Source organism: Methylobacterium platani (assembly GCF_001653715.1).
Taxonomy (GTDB): domain Bacteria; phylum Pseudomonadota; class Alphaproteobacteria; order Rhizobiales; family Beijerinckiaceae; genus Methylobacterium; species Methylobacterium platani.
Genome location: NZ_LWHQ01000019.1, coordinates 57,735 through 84,587, shown reverse-complemented (window position 1 = coordinate 84,587; position 26,853 = coordinate 57,735). Strand labels below are relative to the sequence as shown.

The following is a 26,853-nucleotide window of genomic DNA, read 5'->3' as shown; positions in this document are numbered from 1 at the left end:
GGGCACCGTCAACGGCATCCTTGGCATCGACACGCGCCCGCGCTTCCGCAGCTACGTCGTGCGCGAACGGCACCCGTCTTACGCCTACGATGGCGATGTCCGGGTCGGCTCAGTGCTGCCGTCGTCGGGTGTGACCTACTACGACGTGCCGGCCGAGTATGGCGCCGGCAGCCACCGCTACACCATCGTCAACGAGCGTCCGGTGCTGGTTGACCCGCAGAGCCGGCGCATCGTCGAGGTGATCGACTAAGCGTCGCAGGACCGAATGAGGAGCGAGCGGGCGTCCCTCGCCCGCTCTTTCTGTCTCTTAAGAGACAATCCATTGCTGAAATTGTTAGACTGCCATCCAGCCTAGGACCGGCAACAAAGTGCATCCCTCTGCGTTGATAGAAGTACCGATGCCGCTTACGGCTCTGCTTATTCGGTTGGGAGTATCATCATGGTGTCTAGCGTTTCCCAGCCGATGAGCCGCCAGCGTCACATCGATATCTATTCCCCTGTGGATCGCGCCTACTGGTGCGAGCGCTTTGGCGTATCAGAGGACGCGCTGCGTCAGGCTGTGAAGCTGACAAGCACCCGGGCTAGCACGGTTGCGGCCCACCTCGGGATCTCCTTGTACGGAAAACGCATCCATCCTGCATGATGCCTGACGCGCGCCTCATTGGCTGGCCTAGTGGTCGCTCAATACAAAGGATTTAAAACGACTACTTTGAGGGCGCTTCGGCGCCCTTTTTGCTGTTCAATTCGGGTAAACCCATCTTAACGCCCTTGCCGCATCGTTAATGCCATCCTAAGCATAACAGCATAGTTTGAGAGATCGAACCGCAACACGGCCCTATGCTTGGTCATTGATCCGTGTCTGACCCCACGGGAAAGGTCCCTATGTCAGATACGACTCGCGAGGACAAAATGGCGCTGTTGCAGCAGGACGGCCTTGCGCTGCATCGCAGCCAGCCAACCGAGCACCATCTCGGCCGGCAGCTGCACAGGATCTACGAGGCAATGCCAATGCCGGAAGATCCGCAGCTTGCTGCCCTAATCGAACAACTGACAGTGCGCCTGTCCGAAACCAGGCAGCAGGACTGACTGCCTAGCGGCAGTGATCCGCCCGGATAGGCTGTCCGTTCGGGGTATGGCACGCGCACGCCATAGAGCTTCCTCGGGTCCCCGGGCGAGCTAGGGGTTCTTCCATCAACAGCCGCGTCAGCAGATGCTCCAGCGGCGCCGCCTGGTAGGGCTTCTGCAGCACCGGAACCGCCTTGTAAGCGTCCTCCAGCCCCTGCCTGCCGTATCCGGTCGCGAACAGGAACGGCGTGTGACGCTCGAACAGCAGGTCCGCGATGGGGTAGCTGCGCGCATCCCCCAGGTTCACATCCAGCACCGCCAGGTCGAACGATCCGGTGCGGGCCTGCGCCAGGGCCTTGTCGAGGCGCATCGCCACGACAACCTCACAGCCGAGTTCGAGCAGCATGTCCTCGGCCAGCATGGCGACGAGGCTTTCGTCCTCGACCAGCAGAACCCGACGTCCAACGAGCAACGTCATGAAGCTTGCCGCCCCTCGATGGTCTCCTGGCCGACCCAGCCCAAAGTGGTCAGCGGGATCTGTAGCTCGCAGATCACGCCGGCCGGTGCGTAGGTGATTTCGGCGCTGCCATCAAATTCCATGGGGAGCTGCCGCTCGATCAGCCGCGAACCGAACCCCTTGCGCGCCGGCGGCGTAACGGCGGGACCACCGCATTCTTCCCAACGCAGGTTGAGCTGCTGACGACCATCCTCCAGGTCGTGCAGGGACCAGGTCAAAACAATCTGTCCCTCAGGAACCGAGAGGGCGCCGTACTTGGCTGCGTTGGTCATCAGCTCATGCAACGCCATGGCCAGAGTTACGGCCACCTTCGGGTGCAGCCGCGCATCCGGTCCTTGTAGCTGAAAGCGGTTAAGGTCGACCTCCGCCAGTAGGTGCGGCGCCAGCGCGCGCTCGATCACGCTACGCAGGCTGGCACTTTCCCAGTTATCCTCGACCAGCACGTTGTGGGCGGTCGACAGCGCTACCATGCGCGCGTCGAACACGCCCCGCGCCGCCGGGTCCGGCGGTCCCCGAAACGTCTGGGCGGCGATCGACTGGACCGTGGCGAGGGTGTTCTTCACCCGGTGGTTCAGCTCGTTGATCAGCAGGCGCTGGCGCTCGGCCGCAGCCTTCTCCTCGCTGATATCGCGCACCTCGATGATGGTACCGATGATGTTGGTGGCGTCGTCGCGGATCGGGCTGGCGGTGAACCCGACCGGGTAGAAATGCCCGTCGCGGTGGACGAACACCTCCTCGCCGCGCTCCTGGTTGTTTTCCGGGAAGGCGCGGTCGATGGCGCACTCGTGCAATGGGAACGGTCGCCCGTCCGGATAGGTGTGATGGACGATGTCGTGCAGCGGGCAGTCCCGCGCCAGCACCTCGTCGAGGGTCCACCCGGTTAGCTGCTCGGCGGCGCGGTTCATGTAGATGCAGTGCTGGCGGTCATCCATCAGGAAGATGGAGACGGAAGCGTTGTTGAGCACGGCGTTGAGCCGCCGCTCGGTCTCGAAGAGCTGGCCGGCGCCACGCCGCAGGCTCACCAGCGGTGCGCTGGCGACGGCGGTGGACTGCAGCGGTTGCCGGGAGTTCGGCACAGTTAAAACCCTTCTTGCGGGTTGGTCTGGCACCCGCAGCGTAGGCTGGACAGCGGGTAATAGGCATCATGAGCGGCGGTGGTTGCCGCAGACCCAGGGTCTGCAATGCCCAGGGTAAGGGGGATGTTCCCTTGCCTGCTGACGCAAGGCTGGATCGCTGAGCGGACTGTAGCCGATCCGACCCTGGATCCCTTTTCAGTGGGTAGCCATGCCAAGCAAAGCGCTATCCACCGCCTTCCGTGGCGTCGTGGTTGGCGACCTCGAGAGCCGCCAGGTTACCGCGCAATTCCATACCTTTGACCCGGCGGCTACGGCTCATGGACCGGAACGTCGCTGCGGTAGCAAGGTGGTCGTCTGCCTCCATCAGGTCAGCAAACTCGGCCAGTTCGTGAGCCATGCTTTCCTGCTCGACAATCTCAGCGATCATCGCATCCGCCAGCCGCCTGTGTCCGTCGGTCATCCACTGCCACCTGAAATGCCGTTCGCACTTAAATCGCGGACATTTGACCGGGGCGCAAGGTGCAACTGGCTGCCGCTGGCTCTGGCCGGATGTGCACAACGCGCAGAGTTGGTAGCCACCAGTTTGGCCCTTGAACGTGGCCCTAGGCAGCGAACCGCCGAAGCGTCGCCTCGATCTTCCGCCGGTCGAACGGCTTGCCGAGCACGACCCCGCGAGACGGGATCTGGGCCTCATCCCACGGCCGCGACGAGATCATCAGCAGCTCGATCGGCGGCCAGCGGTCGCGGATCAGCAGCGCCAGCTCCATCCCGGCGGTCGAGCCGCGCATGTCGAGATCGGTAAAAACGGTGCGGATGTCGGTGCGGGTTTCCAGGATCTGGATCGCCTCGACAATGGTGCTGGCCTCGACGGGCTCACAGCCCGAGTTTTCAACGAACTCGACCAGCGCAATCATCAGGATCGGATCGTCTTCAACGATCAGGACACGTGGGAGTGCCGGGGGGGAAGACTGACCCATTGACCTAGTGAACCTGAACCTGAACATCGGCAAGCGGGGCGCGGAATTCAGCCTGCAAGCCCACCGGATCGTAACGGAGGTCGGCCACGCGCGTTCCGACCAGCCCCATGCGGATCAGTTTCGAGCCGAACCCGCCGCGGTTGCTCGGTGGTGTCACCGCCGGACCGCCGCTCTCGGACCAGTCGAGCACCAGCGTGGGTGCCTTGCCCTCCTCGGTGCGCCAGGCGATGCGCACCTTGCCGGTCCTGGCCGACAGTGCCCCGTACTTGAGAGCGTTGGTCGCCAGTTCGTGCAGCAGCAACGACAGCGACAGGGCGGCCTGCGGGCTGATGTCCAGGTCCGGGCCGTCAAGCGCGAACCGGTCCATGTCCGCCTGCATCGCCAGGACGCTTTCCATGACGTGACGCATCTTGGCGGCGGTCCAGCTCTTGTGCATCAGCACGTCGTGAGCACGCGACAGGGCCAGCACGCGACGCTCGAACGCTTCGACCGGCTCGCGCTCGGTCACGTTGCGCAGGGTCGAACTGGCGATGGATTGCACGATGGCGAGGGTGTTTTTCAGGCGGTGCGCAAGCTCGTGGTTGAGGACCCCTTGCAGCTCCTCGGCACGCACCCGCGCCACGCCAGCCTCAAGCCGGTCGGCAACATTCCTCAGAAATCCGAGCTCCTCGGCCGTCCAGACACGCGGATGCACGTCGTGGACAATGAACATCGCGACGGCGCGCCCGCGCTCACGCACCGGCATATTGACCAGGGCACCTACACCGATCGCCTGCAGGGCGGCCGGATCGGCCGCCGTCCGCGGATCAGTTGTCACGTCATTGATAGCCAGCGGCTCACCCTGGCGTAAGGGCGTCCGGAGGTCACCGTAGGCGTCGAACCGATGCCGCCCGGCGATGCTAACTTGGCCCGGTGCGGTCCAGTCCGGCTCGACATCGATCTCTTCGACATCACCGATGATGCGGCCGAACCCGGCACGGGTGGCGCCCAGAGTGCGACCGACGATCTCAGCCGCAGCTCGGGTCATGTCGGCGGTGGTCGTTAGATCACGCAGGCCGTCACCAAGCTGCAGCAGCGCGTTACGCCGCAGCTCGGCACCCACCCGCTGGGTCACGTCCAGAAAGATCGTACCGAAGCGGTCGCCGTCGAGTTTGAACGCCCGACCCTCGTACCAGCGGCGCAGTGTCTGCACTTCGCGAACAAACGTGATGGCTTCACCGGTTTCGACCACCTGGGCGAACTCGCTGATCCATTCCTCCTCAACGCCGGGGATGACGTCCCGAACGCTCCGGCCGATCGCCGTCGCCGGCTCGAGACCGAGCAGCGTTCCCCAGGCTGGATTGACCTCGACGAACTGCCAATCCGTGATCTGGCCAGCGGTGTCACGGACCACTTCGCCGATCATGAACCCTTCGCTGAGTCGGTCAAACAGCCCGCGCCAATAGATGGCCTGGCTGCGGGTTTGCGCACGGGCCTCGCTTTCCGCCAGGCTGGCCGTGGTCGCACCGGCAAAAAGCCCGAGCAGGGCTAGATCAGCGTCGGTGAACGCTGCGACCTGGGAGGATTGCAGCTTAAGGACGCCAAGCACGGTGTCGCCGCGCAGCACCGGCACCGCGATCGCTGAACGGAGCTTGAGCTGGTCGCACAGGTCGCGACGGACATGCGGGTTGGTCAGCGCGTCGTCCATGCGCTGTGGCGTGCGCGTGGTCGCGCAGTGGCCTGCCAGGCTGTCGGTCAGGGACAGGCGCAGGCCCGCATGGGGCGCCAGGGTCCCAGCCGGTGTATGATAGACGAGCTGCGCACCATCCAGCAGCTCGACTACACCGCCCTCGGCCGCCGGGATTGCCCGCATCGCTCCGGTGACGACGTGCCTTAGGGCTGCAGGTAGATCACCATCCACAATCGCCAGGGCGGCCTGAGTGTCGCGCAACGCCTCCCGGGCACGGAAAGCACCGGTTTCGTCAACACGCAGGGCATCGCGCTGCTGGATCGCCCGGCGCATGTCGAGTTGGGTCATCACCTGCCGGGCGGCCCGCCGTAGGGCGTCCTGCTGAGCCGGGGTCAGCCCTTCAGGGCGCGGCTGCTGGTCGATCACGCACAGCGAGCCGATCGTGATCCCATCCTGGGTTCGCAGGGGTGCACCGGCATAGAAGCGGATGAACGGCTCGCCGGTGACCAGCGGGTTGGCGGCCGTGCGTGGGTCCGCCAAGAGGTCGGGGACCTGCAGGATGTCCGGCTCAGCCAGGACGAACTTGCAGACAGAGCTATTGAGGTCGGTTTCACAGGGAGGAAAGCCGACGCGCGCCTTGAACCATTGCCGGTCGCGGTCAACCAAGCTGACCAGCGCCACCGGCACCCCACAGGCCAGCGCCGCGAGGTTCACCAGATCGTCAAACCCCTCCTCGGCCGGGGTGTCGAGAATGTCAAAACCGTCCAGCGCAGCAAGGCGCTGAGGGTCGAGAACGAGGGGCGGGACGGAGCTGGAAACCATTGGGTACAGGTTGTTTGTGCCCTTGGCACATACCACAAACCCGGTCACGGCGTCACAACGTTCTGCCCGTATATTCCTGGCGCGTGCTGCGAGCGCCTATGCCGGGTCCGATATGTCTGGTTCCATACGCCTCCTCTACACGAATGGGCTCGAAGGCTTTGCTGTAACGCAAACAGCGAAGCCTGAAAATCCGGTCTTGGGCTACGAGCAGCCATTCGCACATCACGGACTGGAGGTCCGCGACTGGCGCGATCCTGTCGTTCAGCATTTGCCGGCTGAACCGCCGCTACCCACCCTGAGCAGCGCTTCACCCACGGCGGTCTTCGTGCGGTCACGGTGATTAACTCTAGACCATAGCGGATCGAGGCCTTTGGGGGCGCGCAGGCGCTATCGCCAGCGGTCGCTGGCGCGCGCGCCGATCTCGCGGCCCTCGAGGCGCGCAACCTCGACCGCGATCTTCGTCCAGAACGTGATCCGGCGCCCATCCGGGCGCCGTGCCCGCTCGCGGGCGAGGTAGTAGGCATCGGCGCCGTGAAGGCGGTGCAGGATGCTGGCGCGCGCCCGCACCCTGGCCTGCCGTCGGGCGCGCCGGCGTAGAATTGTCCCAAGGCCCAGTGGAAGCGGACAGGGCTTCAAAGGGGCGGCCTTTTGCCGAAGTCGTGGACGGTCGGGCACGGCACGTCCCGGGCGCCGGGGCCCGGGTCCGTGATCTGCAATGTCATAGGCGCCGGATGCGGGTCGATCCAGTCGGCGTGGCGATTGAGCCGCTTCGATGCGACGAGGGAGGCCGGCCGCCGATCTGCGGGCCCGAGCATCGTGCCACCAGAGGGAGAGGAGGGGTCAGGGAAAGGGGCCACTCGGATGATTAGAGAAAGCCCTGTGCTCCAACGTGAATCGGCCGCCGCCGATGACCGATCCTCTCACCTTCAAGATGTCCCTCGATGTCGATCTTCTGGATCCCAGCCGGGTGCTCGAGGCCGCCGCCATCGAACTCGTGCGCCGCCACCACTCCTCGACGATCGACGCGGCACGGGCTCACCTCGCTGGCGACGTGGGAAAGGCGCTCACCGTCCTGGTCGACCTCCACGATCTCACGGCGGTCGGCGCCGTGGTGGTGCGGATCCAGGCGACTGCGGCTGCCTCAGCGCCTGCACTCCTTCCCGGCCCGGCCGCTCGCGCCCTGCCGGCCCCTGACCCGACTTCCTGATCGGTCCTGGCAGCCTTCGGCCCTCCCTCGCGCGCGAGGGGGGGCCTTTCCCCCGTGCAGCATCGCCGGTCCGGGACAAAGGGCTCCCGCCGGCGCAACCCGCAGGACTACGCCGAGACCGAGCGCCTGGTGCGCGAGGCCCTGGCCGAGGGCGCGAGCGTGACCTTCGAGGACCTTCAGGATTACGGGCTGACGCCGACCCTCGACGCTTTCTGCCAGGAGCACGGGCTGTCGTACCTGCGCGCCTGGTGCGCACGCTCCGGCGTGTTCGACGCCGGTGTCCGCCATTGGCGCCCGGGGCTGGCGAGCCCGGCCGCCGAGCTGGCCGACGACGGCGGCGAGCCGGTGATGACCCTGGCAGCGCTCCGCAACGCCCACGCCGCCGGCGAGACGCTGCCAGAGATCCTGGCGCGGCTCGAGCAGGCCGTCCCCGCCACCATCCCACCGCTGACCCTGGCCCCAACCGAGGCCGAGGGCGCCAGCGTGCAGGCCGCTGCCTGATCCGGCGACCAACGGTTCCGCGGCCCCCTTCTGGAGTCAGAGGGGGGCTTCGCCTGCGTGAGGGTTTCGAGGTCGACAGAGAGCCGACCGCCCGAGCCGAGGATGCCGAGCCATGACCAGGACCAAGGCCGCCGCCAAGATCGCCGCCACCGCCAAGATCGTGCTCACTGAGGCGATCGGGATCCCGTTCGACAAGCTCAGCCTGTCCCAGGCGAACGTGCGCCGGATCGCCGACGGCATGAGCATCGAGGACTTGGCCGCCGACATCGCCCATCGCGGCCTGCTCCAGTCCTTGAGCGTGCGCCCGGTCCTCGACGAGGCGGGCCAGGAGACCGGCCGCTTCGAGGTGCCTGCCGGCGGGCGCCGCTTTCGCGCGCTCGAGCACCTGGTGGCGACCGGGCGCATGGCCAAAACCGTCAAGGTGCCGTGCATCGTGCGCGCGGCCGGCAGCGCGATCAGCGCGACCGAGGACTCGATCGCCGAGAACGCGATGCGCGAGGCCCTGCACCCGCTCGACCAGTACCGGGCGTTCAGGGCGCTTGCCGACACCGGCATGTCGCACGCCGACATCGCCGCCCGCTTCTTCGTCTCGGAGAAGATCGTGGGCCAGCGCCTGCGGCTCGCCGGGATCAACCCCGCGCTGCTCGAGGCCTACGGCGCCGGCCAGATGACGCTCGAATGCCTGATGGCGTTCTCGGTCAGCGAGGACCATGCCCGCCAGGTTCAGGTCTGGGAGGCGCTCAAGAAGCGGGGCGCCTTGAGCAACTGGGGGATCCGGCAGGCCCTGACCGAGCGCACGGTGGGCATGGGCGAGCCCCGGGCGATCTTCGTTGGCGAGGACGCCTACGAGGCCGCCGGCGGCACGATCCTGCGCGACCTGTTCACGGACCGCGGCGACGGCTGGTTCGAGGACGCGGCGCTGCTCGACCGGCTGGCCAAGGCGAAGCTGGCTGAATTCGGAGCAACCGTGGCGACGGAGGGCTGGAAGTGGATCGAGGTGTCGCTGTCGCTGATGTCGAGCCGCGTCCACGGCCTGCGCGTTCTGCCGACCTGCTCCGAGCTGAGCGAGGCCGAGCGGGACGCCTTCGAGGCGGCGTTGGCCGAGCGCGAGGGGCTCGACAACGAGTACGGCTACAGCGACGAGGAGTGGCCCGCCGACGCCGCCCAACGGATGTCCGAGCTCGAGAAGGCCATCGCGGCGTTCGAGGCCCGCGCCCAGATCTACGACCCTGCCGACATCGCGATCGGCGGTGCGTTCGTTACCCTCGACTACGACGGCACGCCGAAGGTGCGCCGCGGCTACGTCCGGCCCGAGGACGAGCCCCGGGTGGAGTCTGAGACCCCTGCGGGTACGGACCCCGCCGCGGCCGCGGCCGGAGCGGCACCGATCGACGAGCCGGTCGCATCCCCCTTGGGCAGTGTCGCTGCCCCGGCTCCGGCGGTGATGCGCACGGTCATCACGATCGGGGGTATCACGCCCGCGCCCGCGCCCGCGCCGGAGGAGGCCGACCGCCCGCTGTCCGAGCAGCACCGGATCGAGCTGACCACCTACCGCACCATCGCGCTGCGCGAAGCGCTGGCCGACGATCCCCAGGCCGCCTTCATCGCGGTCCTGCACGCCATGGTGATCCGCGTCATCGTCACGGCCTACCGGGCCGCGTCGTGCCTGGAGGTCTCGACCTCCTCGGCCCGACCCGACCATAGCGTCCAGGGCCTCGACGCCTACCGGCCGGCGAGCGCCATCGACGCCAAGCGTGAGGCGTGGGCGAGGCGCCTGCCGGCCGACCACCGGGCGATCTGGGACTTCCTGGTCGACTTAGGCCCCGAGGAGCGCACGGACCTGTTCGCGCTCTGCGCTGGCCTCTCCGTCAACGCGATGCACAGCGCCTACGATCGGCGGCCCGCCGAGGTGATGCCGCATGCCGACCAGCTCGCCCAACTCGTCGGGCTCGACATGACCCGCGACTGGCGGCCGACAGCGACGAACTACTTCTCGCGCGTCACGAAGGGCAAGATCCTGGCGGCGGTGCGCGAGGCCAAGGGGGAGGACAAGGCCCAGCTCCTCGACCACCTGAAGAAGGCCGATATGGCGCGCGAGGCCGAGCGCCTGATGGCCGACAGCGGCTGGCTGCCCGAGCTGCTGCGCACGCCTGGCTTCGGCGTCGAAGGAGCGACGGCCCCGGTCGAGACGGCTGAATCCGATGAGGCGTCGGCGACCGAGGAGGCCCCCGAGGATGCCGCGCTGCCGGCGTTTCTCGGCGACGCTGAGGAGGAGGCCGGGTCCGAGCCGCTTCCGCCCTTCCTCGACGGCGAGGACGGCCTGGCCGACGGCGACACGGGGTATGCCATCGCCGCCGAGTGAGCGGCCATGGACGGGTGCGGACCTTGCGCTCGGACCCGTCCCGATCCCCGGTCGCTACGAGCGTCCTGCATGACCGCGGCGGGGTCGGGGTCAACGGGCAGGCCGTTCCCGCTCGCCTGAAGGCTCGCGTGACCCCGCCCCCTCGACCGCGGTCGCCACAACGCATCAGTGTTGTGAAGGCGGCGGCCTGATCGCGACCAAGATCCGCAAGGGGCCGGGCGTCAGCCCAGGCTCGCACCCTGTCCCACGTCGCCCTGCCGGCGCCATCCGCCTCGGGTGAGATCCACGCTGTAGGGCTTCGGTTTAGGTGGGTCCTCAGCGCCCCGCGTCTGCGTCTTGGCGGTGACGACCGATTTCCTTCGCGGCTTGGCCGTGCTGCGGTCGTACTTCCCGAGCTGCCTCTGCCGGGCGAGCTCGGCGCGATGCTTGAGGTCGGCCGCCGGCATCATCGGGTAGTCGTCGGGCAGGCCCCACTTCTCGCGGTAGGCGTCGGGCGTCAGGCCGAACAGCCGAAGATGCCGAGCCAGCATCCGGTAGTGCTCGCCGTCCTCGAAGCAGACGAGGTACGTTTCCTGGACCGAGTCCGCGATCTCCTTATACGAGAGGAGGCGCGCCGGGACCTGCGGACGGGGATAGTCCGATGCGACGTAGGACACCTCGGGTAAGGCCGGCGCGATCACGGACGCTGCCGGGGCGACCTCGACATCGCGCGGGGACCTGAGCGCCTTCGACACTGTCGTGATGAGCGCGGCGAGATCATCGGCCGGCAATCTGTTGCCGGCGACGTATCCCATCACGATCCGAGCCGTGCACCGCACGATCTCGGCGTCTCCATTCGATTGCGGCCGGTTCAACCGACGAATCCCTCCGCTGTGTCTGATTGTTTCATGCAAGCGCATGACTCGGCCATCGGTCAATGGTCTTAACCATTCCGCAAGGAAGTGACTGTGCGGAAGCGCGCTCGGTGTGTCCCCGATACTGCACTGCGGGATTAAAGTCCCGCGAGCTGAGAGGAAGAGGAGCCCAGTCGGGGATTAAGCCGACGCGAGGACGAGAGAGAGCCACGCGGTCCGGCATGATCTGACAGGAGCCGCGTCCATGAACTTCTCGATCAGCGCCAGGGACTTCCAGGCGAGCACCGCCCTCACCCCGAGCCCGGCCGCCATCGTCGAGGCCGGTACCCGCCTCGCTGACGCGCTGGCGCAGGGCCGGGCGATCGAGACCGCCAGCCTGCGGACGGCGATGGAGGCCGCCTGCGGCGGCAGCGACGTCTCGGGCCTGTGGCTGTGGAAGGACGCCTACGAGGCGACCGAGGTCGCCCAGATCGTGTTCCTGCGCCGGTTCTGGCCGGCGATCCGCGCCAAGGCCGCGACACCGGCCGGCCGGCTCGCGATGCTCGCCCGGATCGCCGGGATGCTGCCGACCCACACCCGGCGCAGCGAGGAGAGCGAGAGCCTCCAGCAGTTCTCGACCCCCCTGCCGCTTGGCTACGTCGCGGCCCTCGCCTGCGGCTTGCGGCCGGGCGAGGTGCTGCTGGAGCCGTCGGCCGGAACGGGCCTGCTCGCGATCCACGCCGAGCTTGCCGGCGCTCGCCTCAACCTCAACGAGCTCGCCGCGACCCGGGCCGGCCTGCTCGCGGCGCTCTACCCGGCCGGTTCGGTCACGCAGCTCGACGCGGCGCAGATCCACGACCGCCTGGCCGAGGACGTGGCGCCGAGCGTGGTGCTGATGAACCCGCCCTTCTCGGTGGCGGCTCAGGTCGAGGGCCGGTATCGCGACGCGACCGGCGATCACCTGCGCTCGGCCCTCTCGCGGCTCCCCCGCGGCGGGCGCCTGGTCGCCATCACCGGCGAGAGCTTCCGGCCCGACCGCTCGGGCGCGGCCAAGGCCTTCGCGGCGCTTGGCGAGCGCGGCGGGCGGCTGGTGTTCTCGGCCGGGCTGTCGGGCCGCGCCTATGCCAAGCACGGCACCAGCGTCGATGTGCGCCTCAGCGTGTTCGACCGCCTGCCCGCCGGCGAGACGGGTACGCACGTTGCTCCGCTCGGCCTGATGGATGATCCGGCCGGACTGCTGGCCGCTGTTCTGGCGGATGTCCCGGCCCGCCTGGAGCCGGCCGCCGCACCGGCCCGCCGGGCTTCGATCCCGGGGCTTTCCCGCAAGCCGGGGCCGGCCCCGCGCTCCCTCCCCTCGCCCCAGGTCGCCGCGGCGGCTGCCACCGACGTCACCGCTTCGGAGATCGCCTACACGGTGATCGAGGAGCTGCCCGCGACGCTCGCCGCCGAGGCGGCCCTCTACGAAGCCTACGCCCTGGAGACCCTGCGGATCGAGGGCGCTCACGCCCATCCGACCCCGCTGGTCCAGTCGACCGCCATGGCCTCGGTGCGCCTGCCCCGACCGGGCTACGCCCCGCGCCTCCCCGCACCGGTCGTCTCGGCCGGCCTGCTCTCGGAATGCCAGCTCGAGACCGTGATCTACGCCGGCGCCGCCCACGCCTGCCACCTGCCCGGTCACTGGACCGTCGATGAGACCGGTACGCTCCTCTCGGCCGCGGCCAAGGACGCAGAGGGCGCGGTGCGCTTCCGCCAGGGCTTCTTCCTCGGCGACGGCACCGGCGCGGGCAAGGGGCGCCAGGTCGCCGGCGTCATCCTCGACAACTGGATGCATGGGCGCCGCAAGGCGCTCTGGATCTCGAAGAACGAGGCGCTGCTGGAGGATGCCCAGCGGGATTGGCGCCACCTCGGCCAGGAGCCGCTCCAGATCGTCCCGCTGTGGCGCTACGCGCCGGGCAAGCCGGTGACGCTGTCCGAGGGCATCCTGTTCACGACCTTCGCGACCCTGCGCGGGGCCGGGCGGAACGGGTCCGGCTCGCGGCTCGACCAGATCCTCGCCTGGCTCGGGCCGAACTTCGACGGCGTGATCGCCCTCGACGAGGCCCACGCGCTCGCCAACGCCGCCGCCGGCTCGGGCGATCGCGGCGTGGTCGAGGCTTCGCAGCAGGGCCGCGCCGGGCTCGCGCTTCAGTACCGCCTGCCGGATGCCCGGGTGATCTACGTCTCGGCCACCGGCGCGGTCACGGTTGAGAAGCTGGCCTACGCCCACCGGCTCGGCCTGTGGGGCGGCGGCGCCTTCCCCTTCCCCACCCGGTCGGACTTCATCACCGCGATGGACCAGGGCGGCCTGGCCGCGATGGAGGTGCTGGCGCGCGATCTGAAGGCGCTCGGCCTCTACACCGCCCGCTCGCTGTCCTACGCCGGCGTCGAGGTCGAGATGCTGGAGCACGCGCTCACCCCGGAGCAGACGGCGATCTACGACGACTACGCCGACGCCTTCCAGGTCATCCACACCAACCTCGACGCGGCGCTGAAGGCCTCGGGCGTCACCGGCACATCCGGAACGTTGAACCGCGCGGCCAAGTCTGCTGCCCGCTCCGCCTTCGAGTCGAGCAAGCAGCGCTTCTTCAACCACCTCCTCACGGCAATGAAGTGCCCGAGCCTGATCGCGGCGATCGAGGCGGGGATCGAGGCCGGCTACGCTGCGGTCGTGCAGATCGTGTCGACCGGCGAGGCGCTGATGGAGCGGCGGTTGGCCGAGATCCCCTCGGAGGAGTGGGGCGACCTCCACGTCGACGTCACGCCGCGCGAGTACGTCATCGACTACCTCAAGCACGCCTTCCCGACCCAGCTCTACGAGCCGTTCTCCGACGCCGACGGTAACATCGAGTCCCGGCCGGTGATCGATGCCGACGGCCAGCCCGTCCTGTGCCGTGAGGCCGTCGAGACCCGTGACGCCCTGATCGAGCACCTGTGCGGGCTCGCACCCGTGCAGTCGGCCCTCGACCAGATCCTGCACCACTTCGGCACCGAGGTGGTGGCCGAGGTGACCGGGCGCTCGCGCCGCATCGTGCGCCAGGCGGGCAAGGACGGGATCGACCGCCTCGTGCTCCAGAACCGCCCTGGCAGCGCCAACCTGTCCGAGACGCAGGCCTTCCAGGACGACGAGAAGCGGATCCTGGTGTTCTCCGATGCAGGAGGCACCGGGCGGAGCTACCACGCCGACCGGGGCGCGAAGAACCAGCGCCTGCGCGTGCACTACCTGCTCGAGGCCGGCTGGAAGGCCGATGCGGCCGTGCAGGGGCTTGGCCGCACCAACCGGACGAACCAGGCGCAACCGCCGCGGTTTCGCCCGGTCACCACCAGCGTGAAGGGCGAGAAGCGCTTCCTCTCGACCATCGCGCGCCGCCTCGACACGCTCGGGGCCATCACGCGGGGCCAGCGCCAGACCGGTGGTCAGGGCCTGTTCCGGCCCGAGGACAACCTGGAAGGGCCGTACGCGGCCACCGCGCTGCGCCAGCTCTATTGGGCGATCGTGCGGGGCGAGATCGAGGGCTGCCCGCTCAAGGTGTTCGAGGCGATGACGGGCCTTGCGCTCACCTCCGAGGCCGGCCACGTCCTCGACGAGCTGCCGCCGATCGGCCGCTTCCTCAACCGCGTTCTCGCGCTTCGCATCGCGGTCCAGAACATCCTGTTCGAGGCGTTCGAGGAGCGGTTGGCCCAGGTGATCGAGGGCGCGATCTCGGCCGGCGTCTACGACGTCGGCGTCGAGGTGCTGACGGCTGAATCCTTCACCGTGACCGACCGCGAGGTGGCCTACACCCACCCGGCGAGCGGCGCGCACACCCACCTCCTGACCATCTCCGAGCGCCGCCGGCTCCGGCCGCTCGACCTTGCCGCGGCGCTCGACATGATCGCCGATGGCTACCGCCCCGTCGTGAACGCGAAGTCCGGCCGGCCGGCGCTGATGGGGAAGGCGGCGAGCGAGACGCGCGAGGACGGCTCGGTGGTGGCGCGGGTCCGCCTGGTGCGCCCGCTCCAGCGCCAGCTCCTCGACCGCGACCAGTATGCCCGCTCCTCGTTCGAGGAGGTATCGGCCGAGGCCTTCGCGGCGGCCTGGAGCGCCGAGCTTGCCAGCCTGCCCGAGTTCGACGAGCGCACCCTCTACGTGGTCACCGGCCTGCTCCTGCCGATCTGGGATCGCCTGCCCGGCATCGACATGCGGGTGTTCCGCCTCGTGACCGACGCCGGCGAGCGCATCGTCGGGCGCGTGGTCGACCCGCAGGACCTGCACGTCACCCGCGAGAAGCTCAACCTCGGCGCCGGCACCGCCATGGCCCCGGCCGACGCCTACGCGGCCGTGCTCGGGGGCCGTGCCAGCCTCCAGCTCACCGGCGGGCTTCAGGTGAAGAGAGTCCGGGTGATGAGCGAACACCGCATCGAGTTGATTGGGGTGAGCGAGAACGCGCGGGCGGCCTTGAAGACGATCGGCCTGTTCTCCGAAGTGATCTCGTTTCGTACGCGTCTGTTCATCCCGGTCGGAGAGAATGGGGCCGCCATCCTGGCCGCCGTCATCGACCGCTATGCACTGTTACGTTGCGTCGCCGCTCACGCTCACGCTTAATGCACGAACCCGACGGAGGCCGACCATGCCGATCCATCCCACCGCCGCGGATCTCTCCCGCCAACTCGCCGACAACGTCGAGGCGTTCTGCCGGCGCTACCTCTCGAACGGCCACCGGAACGGCCGCTGGTGGTGCGTCGGCGACGTCTTCAACACCGAGGGCGGATCGATGTACGTTCGGCTGACAGGGCCGAGCACCGGCAAGGGCGCCCGGGGCAAGTGGACCGACGGCGCGACCGGCGAGCACGGCGACCTGCTCGACGTGATCCGGCTCCAGAACAACGAGGACTGGAAGGCGGCCCTCTCGGAAGCACGGGCGTTCCTGAGCATGCCTCACCAGCCCGTGCCGGAGCGGGATCGCCCGCTGCCTGCGGCCCGCGATACGGTCGAGTCGGCCCGTCGCATGCTGCGCTACGGCCGGCCGGTGCCCGGCACCGTCGCTGCGGCCTACCTGCGCTCACGCGGGCTCGGCCACGCGCTCGACCAGGCTGCCCTGCGGTTCCACCCGCGCTGCCTGTACCGGCCCTCGGCCAAGGAGCCGGCGGGACCGGACACCTACCACCCGGCGCTGGTCGCCAGCGTCACCGACCTGACGGGCGCCGTGACTGCGGTCGGCCGGACCTGGCTCGCTCCGGACGGGCGCGGCAAGGCCGCTGTGCGCGACCAGCGGCGGACCCTCGGCAACCAGCTCGGCCATGGGGCGCGGTTTCCCGGCACGGTGCCCGACCTGATGGTGGCCGGCGAGGGCGCGGAGACGGTGCTGTCGGTCCAGCGCGTCCTGCCGGCCGTGCCGCACGTCGCCGCCCTGTCGGGGGCCCACCTCGGTGCCCTGATCCTTCCTCCCGGCCTGCGCCACCTCTACATCGCCCGCGACGACGATCCAGCCGGCAGGCAGGGCGCTGCGACCCTGCGCCAGCGCGCCGAGGCCGCGGGCATCCTGGTGAGCGACCTCGATCCCCGCGAGGACGACTTCAACACCGACCTGTGCCACCTCGGCCCGCGCGATCTCGCCCTGCATCTCGCGCCCCAGCTCGATCCAAACGACGCGGTGGCCTACCTCCAGTTCGAGGAGGCGATGGCCGCCTGACCAGCCTCCTGCCTGGTTGAGATCGAACCACAGGCAGGCCCGGGCCGCGAGAGAGCCGGCGTCCACGGCCTTCTTAGAGGGCGACTGATGCCGGGTCGGGAAACCTTCGGCGCAACGGCCAACGTCCGACGATTTTCCGCCGCCGCCTACGGCGGCTTTGCATCGCGAAGCAAAATCGACGGCCGTCGAGCCGTCCTCCGCTGACGCTCCGGCCCGCGCGGCCGCATCGCCAGGGTGCGATGCGGATCCTCGCGCGGGTGCGCCAGGCCCCCGAGCCCGGCCTTGGGTCGCCATGAAGGCCGCGATGGACGCGGTCCCCGGACCCCTGAAGGAGCCTGCGATGCTCGACCACCTCACCCGCGACCTCGACGACGACATGCAGCCCGATCCGACCCTGCTCGAGGAGCTCGCGGTCACCGGCTACCGCCCGTTCGAGGAGCACGACGATCCCCGGCCCCTGCCCCACTCCAGCAAACTGGACCATGCCCTCTTTGTGGCGATGTCCGCGCTCGGGGAGGCGTTCGCTGGCACCCGCCTGGAAGACGACCTCGAGGACGTGCTGTGGGGGGCCGTGAACGTCTTCCACCGCCGGGTCGAGATGATCGAGCGCAAGCTCGACGAGAACGAGCAGGCGCAGCGCCAGAGCCAGCGCGAGCAGGACGGCAGCGAGGTGCTCTCGGTCGAGCTGGAACGGCTGATCGCCCTCGGGCAGACCCTCTCGGAGCGCCGCAACGCCTTCGAGTACGCCCGCGACGCGGCCGCCCACCGGTTCACCCGGATCACCAAGTCGCTCTGGCGCCCCCGCTCCGGCTCGCAGGTGAACCGCGCGACGATGACCGCGGCGATGATCGACAGCCGCGACTTCATCAGCGCCCGGCGCCGGGCCGAGACCGAGATCCACCTGCCGCAGGGCACCCGGATCGCCTTCACGGGCGGCAAGCAGTTCCAGGACGTGTCGGTGATCTGGGACACCCTGGACCGCGTCAGGGCCAAGTACCCCGACATGGTGCTGATGCACGGTGGCGGCGAGGGCGCCGAGCTGATCGCCGCGAAGTGGGCGGAGAACCGCAAGGTCGCCCAGGTGGTGTTCAAGCCGGACTGGAAGCGCCACAGCAAGGCGGCGCCCTTCCGGCGCAACGACCAGATCCTGGAGCAGGCACCGATCGGGATCGTGCACTTCCCGGGCGGCGGGATCTCCGACAACCTCGCCGACAAGGCGATGGCGAAGGGAATCCCCGTCCAGCGGAACGTGAAGGCCGGCGCGTGAGCGCCGGTCCCCGCGGACGGGCGGCCCGTGCTCGGGCCGCTATAACCCGTCGTGGCTCGGGAGCCAGGCGGCCTCTCTCGCCTCCTTGGCGAGCCGCAGACAGGCCTCTTCGAAGACGTCCTGCACGTGCCGATCTTGGATGAGATCGGTCACGAGTGCGGCCACGCGATCGTAGGCCCCGCGGGGGATGGGGATCAGCTCTTCGGCGTCGCGGTAGATGACGGTGTCACCGGTCTGAACCAGCGTGAAGCTCGAGCGATCGCAGAACACGATGGCTTCCCCGTCAAGCTGGAAACCCTCTATCAGCTCCCCGACGTCGTCGATGCCGGTGGCCGAGACGGACCCTCCACTGATGGTCAGCGTGAGGCGCAGATCGGCAGGCTCGCCGACTTCAAACCGAAGCGAGGTGGAGCCCTCGAAAATCGCCTTGATGGTCATCCAGGAAGACGGCGGAAGAGGCGCGGCCGAGGCCTTGGGGCAGGTGAACGGCGCGAGCGGGTTGGCGGCCACGGTTGCCCCTGAGTTGTGCCTGTCTGCCGCAAGGTAGCACGCTGAGAAGGTCGGGTCAGCACTGAACCGTTGCCGATCTGTGCCGGGTTCGAAGAGCTCCTCCCCAACGCGAGCCACGCGCCTGGTCATGCCGTAAGGCGGTCACATCCCCCATCTGGCGGGAGCCACCATGCGGCCGACCCAACCCTTGCGAACGGCGCAGGAGAAGGCGCGGTCGCGACGTTCACCACGGCGTCGAACCGTCCAACGACGATGGCGACGAGGGAACAGACTCCGTCTCCGCTCGCAACCGTCCGGCCGGACGATTTTCCCCTGCCGCTACGCGCCATTCCTCGCGGAACAAAATCGCCAGACCGGCCGGTCCTCCGCTGCGCTCCGGCCCCGACGGGGTGCGGGCGGCGCCGTCGCCTGTTTGGGGGGTCGCATCGCGCCGGGACGGTCCCGAGCGCCAGGGAAACCAACCCGATGCTCCTCTCCACCAACACCCCTCAGTCAGGTCTTCGCGCGAACCTCCAGGCGATCCTGGCCTCGATGAATGCGGAGATGAACTCTCTCACCGACCTGGCCGCGCGGCGGGTCGTGGCGGAATGCATCGAGGAGGTCCAGGCCGCGATCGACGACCTCCCACCGGGGGCCTGAGCGAGCCGCCACGAGGGTCGGCATGAGCCGACCCTTCGCCGTTTTCGAGAGAACGAGAAGCTCGGCTTTTAGCGGCAACCGGATCGTGGAGGTATCGGCGTCAGGCTGGAAGCGCTCCTCCCCGGCGAGGGCAGCCTTCCTGGTCAGGCCGCGAGGCTGGAGGCGTCCGGAGCGGGCGCCATCACGAGCGGCGGCGGCGCGGTGGAGGGCGCCCTCCCGCGCCAAACGGGAGCAGCAGCGAGGGTCACGAGCCGGCCACCGCGCCCCATCCGGCAAGCCCGGCGTCCGGTCGATCCGCCCCAAGCGGAACCGGCGGTGAAGCGCGGCGCCGACGTTCGCCACAGCGTCGGACCGTCCCTACACGATGGCGACAAGGGAACAGACGGCGTCTCCGCCCGCAACCGTCCGGCCAGACGATTTTCCCCTGCCGCTTCGCGTCATTCCTCGCGAAACAAAATCGTCAGTCCGGCCGGTCCTCCGCTGCGCTCCGGCCCCTGCGGGGTGCAGGCGGAGCCGCCGCCTGTTTGGTGGGTCGCATCGCGCAGGGACGGTCCCGAGCGCCACAGGAACCCAGCCGATGCCGCGCCCCACCTCGACCCTCCCCGCCCACGCCCGCTACGCCCTCGTGACCCACGTTGCGGAACTCCAGGCCGAGCTGGCCTCCATCTCCTGCCCGCGCGAGCGGCGCACCATTCAGGCCGAGCTGAAGGCCGCCCAGACCCGGGTCGCCCAGCTCACCCCGGAGGGCTAAAACCCCCTCCTCCAGGGCCGCCCAACGGGCGGCCTTCTACCCCGGAGATCGGGGTGCCTTACCCTGGTTCGTAGCGCGCCGGACAAGCCTTCGGCGGGCACCCGTTCGGGCGCCCGCCGAACCGTCCGATTGGACGGGTTTCGCCGCGTCCGGCGACGCGGCGAGCGGCCCGTCAGGCCGCCTGTTGGCTCGCCTCAATCTCGGTTCGGTAATCATCCGCTTCCTGGCTTTCACGAGCGAAGAAGCGGTTCTCCTTGACGAGCTTCTTCATGTCGTCGCGTCGGAAATAGATCGCGCGTCCGCACCGGATCGGCTCGATGCCAGGCACGCACAGGATCTGCTCGTCGCGCCTCATGGTGTTGATGATCTCATCGGGCATAATGAGCGCCCGTTTGTGGAGCGAGGTCGAGGCCGACACGCTCACTCCGCCCGAGCCCTTGCCGCCCGAACGAGCCTGCTGGCTGAACGAAATGGTCTCCTGCGTGAAGTACCCGCAGCGCTCCGACAGCGCCTTGGCCGTTTCGACGTCGGTGACGGCCGAGAAGCTCTGCCACGAGGTCGACTCGAACCACGCCGAGACGGCATCCTTGTCGCCCCATTGCTGGCGAAGCTGGCCCAGCGCCTGGTACACCATCACGAGCACGATGCCGTATTTGCGGCCGGCGTCGCGGGCGACCTCGAGCAGGCTCATGTTGCCGAGCCGTGCCGCCTCGTCGAGGATGAACGCGACGCGATCTTTCACCTCACCGTTGGCATGGTAGAGCGTGTTCATCAGCCCGCCGATGATGACCCGGGCAAGGCCCGGGTAATCCTGAAGCGTCTGAAGGTCGAGCGCGACGAACACGTCGATATCGCTCTCGACAAGGTCGAGGCTGGAGAACTTCCCGCCCGACACGATGGCGGCGTATTCCTTGAACGACAACCAGTTCGTCAGATCGGCCGCGGTGGCGTAAACGCCGGAGAATGTTTGAGGCGTCATCGACTTGAACGGGCCCAGCGCCAGCGCGGCAAACGAGTCCTTTTCCTCGGCCCTGAGGATCCGGCTCAGGTACTCCAGGAAGTCAGGCTCAGCCTGCGAGATCAGCTCGCGCAGGGTGCGCAACGTGCGCGGCCGGGTCGCATCGAAACCCCGGTTGAGGCAGATGTGGGCGAGCACCCCGCGAATGAGTTGGAGCGCCGAATTTCGGAAGAAGTCGTTGGGATCGGCGCGCTTGACCTGGCCGGTGGCGATCCAGCCGACCACGGCGGCGATGTCCTTCTCGGCCGAGTTCTCACCCCGCCCGATCCAGTCGAGCACGTTGAACCCGCTCTTGGGATCCGTCGGCGTGATGCAGAACACCCGCCGACGGTTGCTCGGACCCTGCATCGTTTCTCGATACTCGGCGAGCATCGGATGCAACTCGGTCGAGGGGTCCAGCACGACGGTGTTCCATGGGCACGACAGCAGCATCGGGATCACGGTACCGGTTGTCTTGAACCCGCCCGATCCCGAGAAGATCAGCCCATGCCCGGAGCCGAGATCGGCGTTGAACCCCATCAGCGGTTTGCGCCCGCCGGAACCCCACGTCTTGCGATCGCCAGGCTTGAACATCCGCGAGGTGTTCTTGGGGTCGAGATCGGGCCGGTACAGCTCTCCGAGCACCAGCGCACCATCCTCCGGAAACAGCTCACCAGCGAGCTTCATCGGCGCCCATTCGGCGTCGCCATGGGCCGCGGATTTCGACCGAACCGGCTTGTTGTAGCCGCGCGTGGTCTTGCGGACCCGGACCAGTGAAACGACCGGCGCGATGAAGGCGACGAAGCCCGCAAAGCACACCGCGCAGAACAGCGGGATGTCGGCCTGGCGGAGCAGCGCGCGGGCGTCGGCTCGCGGATTGAGCGCGCTCAAACGAGCGATCTCCTCGCGGACCGTCCAAGCGCAAAGAACGATCAGGAATAGCGAGGAGAAGCTTGCGACCACCCGGCCACTGTCGCCGGCCCGGGTCAGGCCCGAAGCGGCAAACAGCACCAGTGCGGGGAACGCCACGGCGGCCACCCGCATGGCGTGGACCATCATCGTATGGCCCGGTTCGATGACGTAGAAGGCGCCGACCAGCGGGGCAAGGAACAGGCTGAACGTGAGGTGCAGCGCCAGGCCGATCGCGACGACGATGACCCCGTTAATCCACTTCATTTCGTGAACTCCTTGTCCCCCAGGCGGGCGAGCCGCTCTTCGACGGCAGGGTCGCGAATGCGCTCGCGGCCCTCGACCAGCAGCCCGAGCAGCACGTTGGTCGGGATGTCGGCGAGCCCGGCTTTGACGATCAGGCCGCCGAGCTTGATCTTCTGGTGCGCGTCCTGTTTCCGCTCCTCATTCCGCTTGAGCATCAGCTCCCTCCGGAGCCGATCGAGCGCCTCGACGTCCCTTTGCCTTGGGCTGCGCCACCTCCGGGTATTCCGTACGAAATCGCGCCACCAGTTCCTCGAAGGCCTTGGTCAGAACCTCCTCGGGAATGGCGATCGAGCCGAGACCGGCCTTCATTGCCAGGCCACCGATCCGCGCGGCCTCGGCCTTGTCATGTTCGGTGAGCTTCTTCTTCAGCGCATCGATCGAAGTGGTGAGCTGCTGGATCTCGCCGAGGATCGCCTCGCGCGACTTTGGCCTGGCCATGGATGCTCCGTTCCCATTCGGTTGGACAGCACTGGTTAACATCCGCAACACGAATGGGAAACGCTGCGTCAGTACGCCGAAGCGTTATCAGGCTCTGGACGCGAGGATCCGTGGTCCCAACGTCACACTTTCCGCGATGTTAGACTTAGAATGGTGTGGGGTGGCCCAGTCGGGTTGCCGATCATGAGCCAGACGATTGACCTTCGGCGGCCAAGTTTATGGCCGAGCTAAAGGCCTCTCCTCTCCCCTTCCGGCGGCGCGACCTTCGCCGGAGCGCGGAGGCCAGTTCGATCGGGCCTCGCCCGTTCCCGTTGCCCTGATACCTCCGGCGATCGCGCCCGCAGGAAGGGCGCGCTGGCCGGCTTTGCCGGGCAGCAGGTTCCGGCCCCGCAGGGGCCTCTCTTAAGCGGAGCTACGGCGCGGAGCGCCGCCGCAAAGTCCCCTGAGTTTTACGAAGGGGCGCACTAATGGGGAAACTTGCGTTTCCCTGGGTTAGCTGCTAATGGCCAAGCTCGGAACCCTCGCATGGCCATCTATCACCTCTCGCCTCAGGTCATCAGCAGCGCCAACGGCAAGAGTGCCGTCTCCAGCGCCGCCTACCGGCGCGCAGCCACGATGGTCCGTGAGGCCGACGGCAAGGTCATCTCGTACGAGGGTAAGCAGCACGTCGCTCATGCCGAGCTGAGCCTGCCGGCCGAGGTTCCGGCCTGGTTTCAGACCGCCATCGACGGGCGCAGCGAGAACGGTGCCTCGGCCTTGCTGTGGAACGCCGTCGAGAAGAAGGAGGGCTTGAAAGGCACCGGGCTGGCGATGGAGATGAACATCGCGCTGCCGATCGAGCTGACCTTCGAGCAGAACGTTGCGCTCGCCCGCGACTGGATCGAGACGGAGGTCGTCTCACAGGGTTTCGTCGCCGATTGGGCGTTTCATGACGCCCCCGGCAACCCCCACATTCACGTCATGATCCCGTTGCGCAGGTTGTCGGACAAGGGGTTCGCAGCCAAGTTTGAGTTCGCACGGGACCCTGCTGGCAACATTCTGTATCGAGACGACGGTAAGCCTCGCTATGAGCGTATGGCTGGACCGATGAAGCACCTCATCCCATGGCGTCGCTCATGGGCCGAGACATCGAACTTGCATCTCGCGAAGGCCGGTCTGGACCTGCGCATCGATCACCGTTCCCACGCCGAGGCCGGCATCCGGATCGAGCCGACCGAGCACATCGGCGTTCAGGCTTCCAACCTGCGCGGCACCGTCTCCGATCGGGTCGAGGAGGAGAAGCAGAAGCGCATCCGCAATGCGCAGGCGATCATCGCCGACCCCGACAAGCTGCTGCCGATCGTCTCGCGCGAGAAGAGTGTGTTCGACGAGCGCGACATCGCTCGCGCCGTGTTCCGCTACATCGACGACCCGGCCGCGTTCGAGGCGGTTCGTCTCAGGCTCGGCCAATCGCCCGAACTCGTCGCGGTCGCCGAGGAGGTGTTCGATCCCGAGAGCGGACGCGTGGTGTCGCCGGCGCGCTGGACGACGAGGGCGCTGCTTCAAGCCGAGATCCTGATGCAGGCGGCGACGGGCCGGCTCTACGCCGATGCTGGTCACAGGGTGTCACCGCGGGCGCTCGAGCGAGCCATTGCGGCCCGCCCGGAACTCTCCGAGCAGCAGCGCGACGCGGTCCGTCACGTCACGGCGCCCGAGCGGATCGCGGCCGTGGTCGGGTTTGCCGGCGCGGGCAAATCGACCATGCTCGGCATTGCGCGTGAGGCCTGGATCGGCGCCGGTCACGCCGTCGTCGGCGGGGCGCTGGCCGGCAAGGCGGCCGAGGGGTTGGAGCGGAGTGCGGGGATCGCGAGCCGCACCTTGGCGTCGTGGGAACTCGCCTGGAAGCACGAGCGCGACCTGCTGAAACCCGGCGATGTGTTCGTGCTCGACGAGGCCGGCATGGTCGCCTCCGAGCAGCTCTCGCGGATCGTCCAGGAGGTGGAGCGGCGCGGCGCCAAGCTGGTCCTTGTCGGTGACGCCCAGCAGCTCCAGCCGATCGAGGCCGGTGCCGGCTTCCGGGCGATCACCGAGACAATCGGCTATGCCGAGCTCTCCGAGATCTGGCGCCAGGTCGATCCGGCGATGCGGCGGGCAAGCGTGGCCTTTGCCCGAGGCGAGGCGGCCGCGGGACTCAGCGTTTACAGCGAAGCCGGGATGGTGCGGTTCTCAGCCGATCGTGAGGGCGCACGCGAGGCCCTGATCGCGGCATGGAAACTCGACTACCTTGGCCTCAAGCCCGACGGCCGGGCAAGCGAGACGCTGATCCTTGCCCAGACCAACGTCGACGTTCTGGCCCTCAATGCCTTGGCGCGTTCCGCGCTCAAGGCCGACGGGATGCTGGAGAATGAGGCCCGGTTCATCACGGCGCGCGGCGAGCGGATGTTCGCTCCCGGCGACCGCGTGCTGTTCCTCGAGAACGACCGCCAGCTCGGCGTGAAGAACGGGATGCTCGCCACCGTCGAGGCCGCGTCGAGCGGCCGGCTCACGGTCAAGCTCGATCGGGACGGCAGAGGCGACGGCGAGCGGATCGAGGTCCACGCCGAGGTCTATCGCAACCTCGATCACGGCTACGCGGCCACCGTCCATAAGAGCCAGGGCGCGACGCTCGATCGGGTCCACGTGCTGGCCACGCCCGGCATGGATCAGCATCTGGCCTACGTGGCGATGACGCGTCACCGCCACACCGTCATCCTCCACGGCGCGCATGCCGACTTCATTCCGGACTGGCGCAAAGCCAAGCTCGGAGCGGCGCCGTCACGGGGCGTTCTCGATGCGGCCGCGCTCGACGGCTTGTCCCGCCGGTTGTCGCGGGACGGTTCGAAAGCCTCGACCCTGGATTACGTCGACGAGGCCGCTTTCCGTGAGGCCGCTGTCGCGCTGACGCGGCCGCCGGAGTCGATCGACGGCGAGGCGGTCCGAGGCCGCGCGAGCGATCTCCCGCTGCTCGATGCCAAGGGGATCGCCAGGGATCTCTCGGCGCTCGCAGGTCGCCTCGAGGCAGACGGTGACGCGGCTGCGATCGGCCCCGACCGGAAGCCCGATGCCAGCGTCACCGACCCATCCGGCTCGCCAGCCCTGGCCGCGCTCGATGCGGCTCTCGCCCGGCTGGAGAACGCGGAAACCGACGTCGCCGACCGGGTGCGGCCACAGGATCTGCGTGCCCTCGCCTCGGCCTTCGCGGAACGCCGCGGGCTCAACGGTCACGCGGCCCTCACACCCGCGCTGGTGAAGCGCGCGCGGTCGATGATCGTGACGGTCCAGGTGCGCTGGCGCCGCCTGCATGGTGCGGCCGTTCGGCTTGCCGCCGCCTGGCAGGCACTCGTCTCGACCCGGCCCGCCGTCGTCGAGAACGTTCCGCTAAAGACCCGAGAGCCTGCCGCCCAAGCGATCCCGCTCAAGCCATTCCTCGCTGCCGTTCCCTTCGACAAGACCGCCGTCGATGCAGCCCTCGCATATCGCGTCGATCCGGAGCGAGATCTGAAGCAGGAACTCGCCTCGCTGCGATCCTCGATCCGCACGGCGGTCAAGGATCCCGCAGGCCTATTCAAGGCGATCTACGCCCAGCTTCGCGCGCCCGGAAAAGGCTACACCTCGCGCATCGACGAACTGCTGGCCGACCCGGAAGCCTATGGCGGTCTGCGGGGCCGCAAGGGCTGGTTCGTGCCGAAGCCGGAGAAGGAGGAACGCGAGAAAGCCGTGGCGTCGTATGACGCCATCAGAGGGGCCGCCATCAACCTCAAAAACCAGTATTCCGCCGAAATCGAGAACGCACGTCCGGAGGAAGTGCGATACCGCCGACGCATCGCGATCGAGGTGCCCGGCTTGTCGCCGGCCGCCTCGGCCGCGCTGGCTCAGATTGCCCGTACACCGGGCTCGGACCCACGGGCCTTCGATGCCGTCGTCGCGCGGTCTGTTGCGACGTCCGAGCAGCGGGCGGAGATCGAGGCATTCGCGAGCGCCGTTGCCCGCCGGTTCGGCGCCACCGGCGCGATCGGGCATTCGCCGGACAAGGGCCTCGGCCCGGCGCAGTGGCTCACGAGCGAGGAGCGCGAGATCCTGTCGGGCGGTGGGTTCGTCGCCTCCTACCTCAAGGAGGGAAGCCTCGATCACCTGATCGCCAAGGTCCTGCGCCGCGAGCTCGACCAGCGCCTCGACGTGCAGCCTCAGCAAACCCTGGAGCAGGGCAAGGAGCTCGACCGTGACCGTGATCTCGGGTTGACGGTCTGAGGCCCCGTTATTTCCTGGATCGGCTCCTGAAAC

23 protein-coding genes are annotated in these 26,853 nt (G+C 68.2%); 12 read left to right on the top strand and 11 right to left on the bottom strand.

Annotation, left to right across the window (positions count from 1 at the left end; all coding sequences use genetic code 11):
• The 3 genes from A5481_RS11520 to A5481_RS11515 form a co-directional block, all read left to right on the top strand.
• Window positions 1-250: DUF1236 domain-containing protein (locus A5481_RS11520; RefSeq protein WP_156655620.1), on the top strand; the 250-nt coding region annotated here is incomplete at its 5' end.
• 189 nt (window positions 251-439) lie between these two features.
• Window positions 440-643: a DUF3606 domain-containing protein gene (locus tag A5481_RS32350; protein ID WP_082173214.1), complete on the top strand. Its 204-nt coding sequence runs from the start codon at window positions 440-442 to the stop codon at window positions 641-643.
• A gap of 266 nt (window positions 644-909) precedes the next feature.
• Window positions 910-1,086, top strand: coding sequence for a hypothetical protein (locus A5481_RS11515; RefSeq protein WP_156311913.1), 177 nt, complete (start codon window positions 910-912; stop codon window positions 1,084-1,086).
• Between the two features lie 4 nt (window positions 1,087-1,090).
• Here the strand turns inward: A5481_RS11515 and A5481_RS11510 are convergent, their stop codons facing one another.
• The 6 genes from A5481_RS11510 to A5481_RS11485 form a co-directional block, all read right to left on the bottom strand.
• Window positions 1,091-1,543, bottom strand: coding sequence for a response regulator (locus A5481_RS11510; protein ID WP_048435012.1), 453 nt, complete (start codon window positions 1,541-1,543; stop codon window positions 1,091-1,093).
• A complete protein-coding gene (locus tag A5481_RS11505; RefSeq protein ID WP_064503954.1) occupies window positions 1,540-2,658 on the bottom strand; it encodes a sensor histidine kinase in 1,119 nt (372 codons plus the stop codon). Before A5481_RS11505 ends, A5481_RS11510 begins: the two co-directional genes overlap by 4 nt.
• Window positions 2,659-2,881: 223 nt before the next feature.
• Window positions 2,882-3,118, bottom strand: a complete 237-nt coding sequence (locus A5481_RS11500; protein WP_048432339.1) for a hypothetical protein — start codon at window positions 3,116-3,118, stop codon at window positions 2,882-2,884.
• Between the two features lie 142 nt (window positions 3,119-3,260).
• The gene (locus A5481_RS11495; RefSeq protein WP_048432338.1) at window positions 3,261-3,635 is read right to left on the bottom strand and encodes a response regulator; all 375 of its coding nucleotides are present in this window, start codon (window positions 3,633-3,635) and stop codon (window positions 3,261-3,263) included.
• 4 nt (window positions 3,636-3,639) lie between these two features.
• Entirely contained in the window at window positions 3,640-6,174 is a 2,535-nt protein-coding gene (locus A5481_RS11490; RefSeq protein ID WP_156655619.1) for a GAF domain-containing protein, read from the bottom strand.
• 339 nt (window positions 6,175-6,513) lie between these two features.
• Window positions 6,514-6,693, bottom strand: a complete 180-nt coding sequence (locus A5481_RS11485) for a hypothetical protein (protein WP_048432337.1) — start codon at window positions 6,691-6,693, stop codon at window positions 6,514-6,516.
• A gap of 340 nt (window positions 6,694-7,033) precedes the next feature.
• On the opposite strand from A5481_RS11485, the gene A5481_RS11480 reads away from it, so the two are divergent.
• The 3 genes from A5481_RS11480 (at window position 7,034) to A5481_RS11470 (ending at window position 10,196) form a co-directional block, all read left to right on the top strand.
• Window positions 7,034-7,333, top strand: a complete 300-nt coding sequence (locus tag A5481_RS11480; protein WP_048432336.1) for a hypothetical protein — start codon at window positions 7,034-7,036, stop codon at window positions 7,331-7,333.
• Between the two features lie 54 nt (window positions 7,334-7,387).
• Window positions 7,388-7,834: a hypothetical protein gene (locus A5481_RS11475; RefSeq protein WP_053082242.1), complete on the top strand. Its 447-nt coding sequence runs from the start codon at window positions 7,388-7,390 to the stop codon at window positions 7,832-7,834.
• 112 nt (window positions 7,835-7,946) lie between these two features.
• Window positions 7,947-10,196 carry a ParB/RepB/Spo0J family partition protein gene (locus tag A5481_RS11470; protein WP_048432335.1) on the top strand — a complete coding sequence of 750 codons (2,250 nt, stop codon included), beginning with the start codon at window positions 7,947-7,949 and terminating at the stop codon, window positions 10,194-10,196.
• A 221-nt stretch (window positions 10,197-10,417) separates the two neighbouring features.
• Here A5481_RS11470 and A5481_RS11465 read toward each other — a convergent pair whose 3' ends face one another.
• The gene (locus A5481_RS11465; RefSeq protein WP_082172954.1) at window positions 10,418-11,095 is read right to left on the bottom strand and encodes a Ros/MucR family transcriptional regulator; all 678 of its coding nucleotides are present in this window, start codon (window positions 11,093-11,095) and stop codon (window positions 10,418-10,420) included.
• A gap of 199 nt (window positions 11,096-11,294) precedes the next feature.
• Between A5481_RS11465 and A5481_RS11460 the strand changes: the two genes are divergently transcribed.
• The 3 genes from A5481_RS11460 (at window position 11,295) to A5481_RS11450 (ending at window position 18,004) form a co-directional block, all read left to right on the top strand.
• Window positions 11,295-15,650 (top strand): strawberry notch-like NTP hydrolase domain-containing protein, encoded by a 4,356-nt coding sequence (locus A5481_RS11460; RefSeq protein WP_048432334.1) that lies wholly within the window; start codon window positions 11,295-11,297, stop codon window positions 15,648-15,650.
• Between the two features lie 25 nt (window positions 15,651-15,675).
• Window positions 15,676-16,737 carry a DUF7146 domain-containing protein gene (locus A5481_RS11455; protein WP_048432333.1) on the top strand — a complete coding sequence of 354 codons (1,062 nt, stop codon included), beginning with the start codon at window positions 15,676-15,678 and terminating at the stop codon, window positions 16,735-16,737.
• Window positions 16,738-17,077: 340 nt separating this feature from the next.
• Window positions 17,078-18,004 (top strand): DUF2493 domain-containing protein, encoded by a 927-nt coding sequence (locus tag A5481_RS11450; RefSeq protein WP_048432346.1) that lies wholly within the window; start codon window positions 17,078-17,080, stop codon window positions 18,002-18,004.
• A 39-nt stretch (window positions 18,005-18,043) separates the two neighbouring features.
• Here A5481_RS11450 and A5481_RS11445 read toward each other — a convergent pair whose 3' ends face one another.
• On the bottom strand, window positions 18,044-18,514 hold the full coding sequence (locus A5481_RS11445) for a hypothetical protein (protein WP_156311722.1): 471 nt from the start codon (window positions 18,512-18,514) through the stop codon (window positions 18,044-18,046).
• A 465-nt stretch (window positions 18,515-18,979) separates the two neighbouring features.
• Between A5481_RS11445 and A5481_RS33440 the strand changes: the two genes are divergently transcribed.
• Window positions 18,980-19,153, top strand: coding sequence for a hypothetical protein (locus tag A5481_RS33440; protein WP_156311721.1), 174 nt, complete (start codon window positions 18,980-18,982; stop codon window positions 19,151-19,153).
• Between the two features lie 577 nt (window positions 19,154-19,730).
• On the top strand, window positions 19,731-19,904 hold the full coding sequence (locus A5481_RS34625) for a hypothetical protein (protein WP_167350030.1): 174 nt from the start codon (window positions 19,731-19,733) through the stop codon (window positions 19,902-19,904).
• Between the two features lie 172 nt (window positions 19,905-20,076).
• Here A5481_RS34625 and A5481_RS11440 read toward each other — a convergent pair whose 3' ends face one another.
• The 3 genes from A5481_RS11440 to A5481_RS11430 are packed head-to-tail and all read right to left on the bottom strand — an operon-like array spanning window position 20,077 to window position 22,554.
• A complete protein-coding gene (locus tag A5481_RS11440) occupies window positions 20,077-22,077 on the bottom strand; it encodes a type IV secretory system conjugative DNA transfer family protein (protein WP_048432332.1) in 2,001 nt (666 codons plus the stop codon).
• Window positions 22,074-22,271, bottom strand: a complete 198-nt coding sequence (locus A5481_RS11435) for a conjugal transfer protein TraD (RefSeq protein WP_048432331.1) — start codon at window positions 22,269-22,271, stop codon at window positions 22,074-22,076. Before A5481_RS11435 ends, A5481_RS11440 begins: the two co-directional genes overlap by 4 nt.
• Window positions 22,255-22,554 carry a TraC family protein gene (locus tag A5481_RS11430; protein WP_048432330.1) on the bottom strand — a complete coding sequence of 100 codons (300 nt, stop codon included), beginning with the start codon at window positions 22,552-22,554 and terminating at the stop codon, window positions 22,255-22,257. Before A5481_RS11430 ends, A5481_RS11435 begins: the two co-directional genes overlap by 17 nt.
• Window positions 22,555-23,079: 525 nt before the next feature.
• Between A5481_RS11430 and traA the strand changes: the two genes are divergently transcribed.
• Window positions 23,080-26,820, top strand: coding sequence for a Ti-type conjugative transfer relaxase TraA (gene traA / locus A5481_RS11425; RefSeq protein ID WP_082172953.1), 3,741 nt, complete (start codon window positions 23,080-23,082; stop codon window positions 26,818-26,820).
• The last annotated feature ends 33 nt before the right edge of the window (window positions 26,821-26,853 follow it).